Here is a 6,889-nt window from a genome sequence, read left to right on the forward strand (position 1 = left end):
TCGGTCAGGCGCCGCACTCCCGCCGCCCTCCTACCGCTCGTCCCTCGCAGCACGTCGGTCAGCCCTTGACCGCGCCGATCATGACGCCGGTTTTGAAGTGCCGCTGGATGAACGGATACACGATCACCACCGGCACCAGCGCGATCACCATCACCGCCATCTGCACGGCGAGCGTGGCCACCTCGCCCGAGCCCACATCGACCTGGCCCGGGACCGACACCCCCTGCAGCACGAAGCTGCGCAGCACCACCTGCAAGGGCTGCTTGGCAGAGTCGTTGATGTAGAGGATCGCGTTGAAGAAGGCGTTCCAGTAGCCGACGGCATAGAACAGCGCGACGACGGCGACCACGGCCTTCGACATCGGGAGCACCATCTGGAACAGGATCCGCCAATCCGAGGCGCCATCGATCCGTGCCGACTCGAGGATCCCCTGGTCGATGCCCTGGAAGAAGCCGCGCATGATCACGATGTTGAATGCGGAGATGGCGCTGGGCAGGATCAGCGCCCAGTAGCTGTCGATCAGTCCCAGACCGGAGACCAGCAGGTACATCGGAATCATGCCGGCACCGAAGAACATCGTCCCCAGCATCAGGAACAGGATCGGGGTGTGCAGGAAGCTCCCCGGCCGAGAGAGGCCATAGGCGGCCAGCACCGACACCGTCAGCGACAGTGCCGTGCCCACGGCAGTGACGCCGAGGCTGACGATCACGGCGCGGGTGACGATGCCGCCTGAGAGCACCTGGCGATAGGCATCCAGGGTGATGCCGTCGGGCAGGAGCACCAGGCCGCCCGCCCGGGTGATCGCGCCCTGCGGGGAGAGGCTGGTGAGGATGATCGTGTAGAGCGGCACCAGCACCGCCAGACAGATCAGCACCAGCACGATGCCCTTCGCGCCCTGGGCGGGGAGCGAGGGCTCCTCGTCCCAGACCGGTCGAGAGGAGGTGCGGCGTCTGCGAGCAGGGCGGGCGGCGTCGGCGAGCACGCCGGTGGCCACTCCTTGGCGGACAGGGTCGTTGACATGACTGGGCCCGGGGCCGATGGAGGTGCTCATGCCTTCTGATACACCCCCGCCTCACCGAACAGATGCGCGATCTTGTTGGCTCCCAGCACGAGGATCATGCTGACCACTCCCTTCAGGAGTCCGGCGGCAGCGGCGTAGCTCCAGTCGCCGTTCTGCACGCCCGTGTAGTAGACGAAGGTGTCCAGGACCTCGGCACGACCGGCGCCTACGGCATCCCGTTGCAGGATCAGCTGTTCGAAGCCGACGGTCAGGGCGTTGCCGAGGTTGAGGATCAGCAGCAGCACGATCACCGCACGCATTCCGGGAAGGGTGATGTGCCAGATACGGCGCCACTTCCCCGCACCGTCCATGGCGGCCGACTCGTACAGGGCTGGATCGATGGCGTTCAGTGCCGCGAGGAAGACGATGATCCCCCAGCCGGCGTCCTTCCACACCACCTGGGAGGTGATGAGGAACAGGAACGTGTCCGGATCGGTCATGACATTCACCGTGCCGAGACCGAATTCGCGGGTGAACTGGTTGAGCAGACCCGCACCACCCAGGATCTGGTGGAAGATCGACACCACCACCACCCAGGAGAAGAAGTGCGGCAGATACACGATCGATTGGATGACCGTGCGGACTCTTTCATTGAGGATCGAGTTCAGCAGGATCGCCAGGATGATCGGGATCGGGAAGTAGAACACCAGCTGGAACGCGGTGATCACGAGCGTGTTCTTCACCGCGTTCCAGAACAGGGGATCCAGCAGCACCCGCTCGAACTGGTGCACCCCCACCCAGGCGCTGTTCCTGATGCCGATGAACGGTGAATAGTCCTGGAAGGCGATCACGTTCCCGAAGATCGGGATGTACGCGAACACCAGCAGCAGCACGACCATCGGCATGGTCATGAGAATCAGCGAACGGTCACGGCGGAACCGGTTCGCGACGCTGACGGAGCGGCGGTCCGGCTTTGCAGCTCTACCGGCCGACGACGGGCGGAAGGACCTGCGGGGCCGTAACGGCGTTGCAGCATCTATGGACATGGACACCTCGGTTCTGGAGACGCGACGGGTGGAGGGCAGCGATTTCAGGACATGAACTCCGCATAGAAGTCGCGCAGCTTGTCTCCCCCGGAGGTGCGCCAGTGCTCCACCGCCCCATCGAGCTCGCTGAGGTCCTTGCGCCCACGGCTGATATCGACGACCAGATCGTCGAAGGGCTGGCCGAGGGAGCCGAACTCCGAGGGTTCCTGGATCTGGATGCCGTAGAACAGCGGATCGACCACGTGCTCGGACTGGCGGGCCATCCACTGAGTCGAGGCCTCGACGTACTCCGGGAACTGCACTTTGGCGTTGACGATCCCGGGCTGGGCGAGGAACTGGTACGTGGAGGTCACCTCGCGCCGGCCCTGGTCGCTCATCTCGGGGACGCCGTGCTCATCCCGCTCGAAGTGGGTGCCCTCCACTCCGTAGGTCAGCAGATCGAACTCCTGGGTTCCGAACTGGGAGGCGCACCAGTCGGCGATGCGCAGCATCTCGCGCACCTGCTCAGGGTCCTCATTCTTCTTGAGGAAGGAGAAGATGTTCACCGGGGCACCACGGAACAGCGTCGGAGCGCCGCCATCCGGGGCGAACAGGTCCATCGCCATCTGGTCGAAGTCCGGGTTCGTGGGGCGCACCCGCGTGAGGGCTTCGTGCCAGCCGCCGACGCCATCGTTCATCACCAGCGTCTGGCCGGATTCGAAGCGGTCCTTGGCAGGTCCGTCATTGCCGGCCACGGCGTCGGGATGCATCGCACCGGACTCGATCACCTTGGTCAGCCAGCTGATGGCCTCTCTGTACTCCTCCATCTCGAAGCGATGAATGAGCTTCCCGTCGCGCTCTGTGAAGGTTGGCGGAATTCCATGCATGAGCTGCGCGGTGTTCCAGAGGTTCTCGCAGCCCCAGCGGTTCGCGCCCTCGTCGGTGATCTCGCTGAGCACCGACAGGAATGACTCGGCGTCGGTGGGCGGCTCTACGCCCAACTGCTCGAAAAGATCCCGCCGGTAGAACACGGCGTCGGTGACCAGCTCCGACGGATAGGGCAGACCGAAGATCCTGCCGTTGAACATCGAGTACGCCCATGCCGCGGGATCGAGCCGGGCGAGGTTCGGGTAGTCCTGGATCCCCTCGCCGGACAGGTGCTCGGTCAGATCCTGGAACACACTGCCGACGCCCTCGATGAACCGCGGTGGAATGTTCCACGAGGGGATCACCATCCAGTCCGGAACATTCTTCGGGGACGCGAGCACCGTCTGCACCTTGTCGGCATAGGTGTTGCCGTCGGCCACCTGGAACTCGAGCGTCGCTCCGAGCTGCTCGTTGACCGCGTCGTAGTAGGCGTTGTCGCCGAGGCTCGGCGGCGAGGTCCACCACGCCGGGCTCATCACGGTGTAGCTTCCGCCGACCCCCGGCACCGCGTCCACTCCCTTCACCAGCGGATCGGGAATCGTGACGTAGCCGGGAGTGGAGCCGTTCACGCTCGGGAAGTCCGGCTCGACGAGGAACTCCAGCGCACTGCTCGGCAGCGAGGCCTCCACCTCGGCAGCGAGCTCAGCACCCGTCAGCACTCCCCCGCTGCCTGAACCGCCGCCAGCACCCCCGGATCCTCCGCAGGCGGCAAGACCCAGGGCACCGGCGCCGATGCCGAGGTACCCGAGCAGCCGTCGACGCGAGACCGCGTTGTCGTTGAGGTTCATGTTCCACTCACTTCCTTGTGAAGGTATGCGGTTACCCGATCAGCAGCCGCAGTTCGACCCCAGCGGCAATGCACACCAGGTGACGAATCTCGAGCGCGGACTAGCAAGTGTCGAAGCGCTTCGATAGGCTCGAACCTTAACCGCCGACCCGGCTCCTGGCAAGCCCTCCGCATGGAGCCGTCGACGACTCCTGCATGCCCCACCGTCGAAGAGGACTCCATGGCAACTGCCCCATCACCTCCGTCATGGCTGGAGACTCGCGCGGAGCTCACTGCGACGGATGTCGACCACCTGGCACATGCTCGCGCCCTGGTCGCCACGATGACTCTCGACGAGAAGCTGCCGTTCCTGCACCAGCACAGCCCCGGGGTGGAACGCCTGGGCATAGGCCCCTTCTCCACAGGCACCGAGGTGCTGCACGGTGTCGCGTGGCGCGGCCCTGCCGTCACCTTTCCCCAGCCCGTCGGGCTTGCAGCGACCTGGGACACGGACCTGCTCGAAGCAGTGGGAGACCAGATCGCTCGGGAGGTACGTGCCCATCACGAGCATGAGCAGCCAGCCAGCCTGAATGTGTGGGCGCCCGTGGTGAATCCACTGCGCCATCCGCTGTGGGGGCGCAACGAAGAGGGCCTGTCCGAAGATCCTCTGCTCAACGCGCAGCTGGGCAGTGCGTTCGCTCGCGGTCTGCGCGGGGCAGGCCCGGTGTGGACGACGGTGCCCACCCTGAAGCACTTCCTGGGCTACTCGCATGAGGTCGACCGTGCCGCGACCTCGTCCGAGCTCTCACCACGAGTGCTGCACGAGTACGAGCTCCCGGGCTTCGAAGAACCACTGACGAGCGGCACGGCCGGAGCAGTGATGCTCTCCTACAACCTGGTCAACGGCGTCCCTGCGCACCTCTCGCCGCTGGTGAACGGGCATCTGCGGCGGCTCGTCGCCGATCCTGATCTGCTGTTCGTGGTCAGCGATGCCGGGGCACCCACGAACCTGGTCTCGATACAAGGCGTCTGCACGGATCTGACCGAGGCAGTGACCGCGATGCTGCGTGCCGGCGTCGATTCCTTCACCGATCATGACCGGGACTCCGGGCCCACCATCCGAGCAGCACGGGCTGCGCTCGAGAGGGGCCTCATAGAGGAACAACTCATCGATCATGCCGTGACCCGGCAGCTGGTGCTTCGTGCCCGCACCGGGGAGACGCTCCGTCCCCCGTCAGAGGCGGCGACTCCGCCCTGGGCAGCACACGGGGTGTCGGCAGCCGGCCGTGCAGTTCGCGGCTTCAGCTCCGAGGACGCGACGTCACTGTCCGAGCAGGTTGCTGCGCGCGGTGCCGTGCTGCTGAAGCATCAAGGTGCCGCCCTGCCTGCACGTCCCGGAAGCACCATCGCGGTGCTCGGCTACCTCGGCAGCACCGTGCTCCAGGACTGGTACAGCGGGGATCTGGTGGATCCCGTGCCGCTGGGCCAGGCACTGGCGACGGCGCACGACGGGACGGTGCGCACCGCAACGTGTCTCGACGTGATCCAGCTCCTCGGCGACGGGACAGCTGTCTTCGGAACGGGCGCTCATGGCATGAGCCTGCAGCAGCGGCCTGCACCCCGAGAGACTGGTCTCGAGACGGCGGAACCCCAATCTCTGGAAGTCCTCGATCACGGTCACGGCGTGCTCAGCCTGCGCGACACGGGCACGGGGCACTGGGTTGCTCCGGATCAGCACGGATACCTGCGCGTCAACGCGATACGGATCGGAGGCTGGAGCGTCCAGGAGACGTTCCGTGCACTGCTGGACGACGCGGGGCGCACGACGCTGCAGCATGTGGCAAGCGGGCGCTGGGTGCGCAGCGAGCGACAGACGGGCAGGCTCACCCTGGGTACGAGCGACCCTGCGCAGGCCCTGCCATTCATCTGGCACGTGCTCAGCTCCCGGAAGGAGCAGGCGCGCAGAGCGATGCACGGGGCTGACCTCGTCATCGTCGTGGCGGGCAACGACCCGCATGTCCATGGCCGCGAGACGGAGGACAGATCATCTCTGTCCCTGTCCACGCCCGATCGTGAGCTCGTAGAACTTCTGAGCGAGACGAAGGCTCACGCGCACACGGCGCTCGTCATGATCTCTTCCTCTCCCTATGACCTCGGCGCTCACGCCCATGCGGCCGAAGCAGTGCTCTGGAGCAGCCATGCAGGCGCACGGCAAGGCCCTGCCCTCTCTTCATTGCTCCTCGGGTACCGGGAGTTCAGCGGGCGCCTGGCACAGAGCTGGGTGCACGAAGAGTCCTTGGCGGACATCCTGGAGTACGACGTGATCGCCTCCAGGGCGACCTATCTCTACGGCCAGCCGGCGCAGTTCCCCTTTGGCCACGGCATGACCTTGGACCCCACACACTGGACAAGCCCTTCGATATACGCCGACGAGCAGGAGATCCACGTCAGCGTCTCCCTGGAGCGCGAGGCGAGAACGCCGGCTCACGAGGTGGTGCAGATCTATGCGTCGACCGAGCCCACGTCATATCCGGAAGTGTGCGGGGATGCGCCCATACTGCGGCTCATCGGTGCGATCGTGGCTGATGTCCCTGCCTCCGGTGCGGCTGAGGTCTCGCTTTCGATCCCGTGGAACCGACTGCGGCTGTGGTCGACCTTGGAGGACAGGTTCACCGACGCGCGCGGCACGGTGACGGTCCATCTGTCGAGGTCGGTCGAAGACATCGTCTTCAGCAAGGCCCTCATCACCCCAGGCGCATGAGTCCGCTAGACCCAGTCGCGCCAGCTGCTGGGTCCAGGTCTGGCCGGGCCCTGCCCTGTCCTGCCAGCCGGCGTGGCGTCTGATTTCGGGCATAAAAAAGAGGAGTGGGAGGAGCGAAACCCTTTCAAGGGTCTCAAGCTCACTCCCACTCCCACAAAGATGTCCGGCGGCGACCTACTCTCCCACACCCTCCCGAGTGCAGTACCATCGGCGCAATCGAGCTTAGCTTCCGGGTTCGGAATGGAACCGGGCGTTTCCTCGACGCTATGACCGCCGTAACACAATGAGACAACCAATCCACCAGAACACCAACCCACCCAAAGGTGAACCAGAGCCCTGAGGGGTTGTTCCTCGAGAACCGCACAGTGGACGCAAACACACATAAACAACTAAATATGTTGTAGTAAGTC

At 65.1% G+C, this 6,889-nt stretch carries 4 protein-coding genes and 1 rRNA gene; 1 reads left to right on the forward strand and 4 read right to left on the reverse strand.

Annotated elements, in window-relative coordinates:
* Positions 1–58 precede the first annotated feature (58 nt).
* The 3 genes from ABD893_RS12855 to ABD893_RS12865 are packed head-to-tail and all read right to left on the reverse strand — an operon-like array spanning position 59 to position 3,740.
* Complete coding sequence (locus tag ABD893_RS12855) at positions 59–1,051, reverse strand: carbohydrate ABC transporter permease (protein WP_345080736.1); 993 nt, start codon at positions 1,049–1,051, stop codon at positions 59–61.
* Positions 1,048–2,046 (reverse strand): ABC transporter permease, encoded by a 999-nt coding sequence (locus ABD893_RS12860; protein WP_345080739.1) that lies wholly within the window; start codon positions 2,044–2,046, stop codon positions 1,048–1,050. The genes ABD893_RS12855 and ABD893_RS12860 overlap by 4 nt, the downstream gene beginning before the upstream one ends.
* Before the next feature lie 44 nt (positions 2,047–2,090).
* Positions 2,091–3,740, reverse strand: coding sequence for an extracellular solute-binding protein (locus ABD893_RS12865; RefSeq protein WP_345080741.1), 1,650 nt, complete (start codon positions 3,738–3,740; stop codon positions 2,091–2,093).
* 219 nt (positions 3,741–3,959) lie between these two features.
* Between ABD893_RS12865 and ABD893_RS12870 the strand changes: the two genes are divergently transcribed.
* Entirely contained in the window at positions 3,960–6,479 is a 2,520-nt protein-coding gene (locus ABD893_RS12870) for a glycoside hydrolase family 3 N-terminal domain-containing protein (RefSeq protein ID WP_345080745.1), read from the forward strand.
* A 161-nt stretch (positions 6,480–6,640) separates the two neighbouring features.
* Here the strand turns inward: ABD893_RS12870 and rrf are convergent.
* Positions 6,641–6,757: ribosomal RNA gene (gene rrf, locus ABD893_RS12875) — 5S ribosomal RNA — on the reverse strand.
* Between the last annotated feature and the right edge of the window lie 132 nt (positions 6,758–6,889).

This window comes from Brachybacterium paraconglomeratum, assembly GCF_039541415.1.
GTDB classification, from domain to species: Bacteria; Actinomycetota; Actinomycetes; order Actinomycetales; family Dermabacteraceae; genus Brachybacterium; species Brachybacterium paraconglomeratum_A.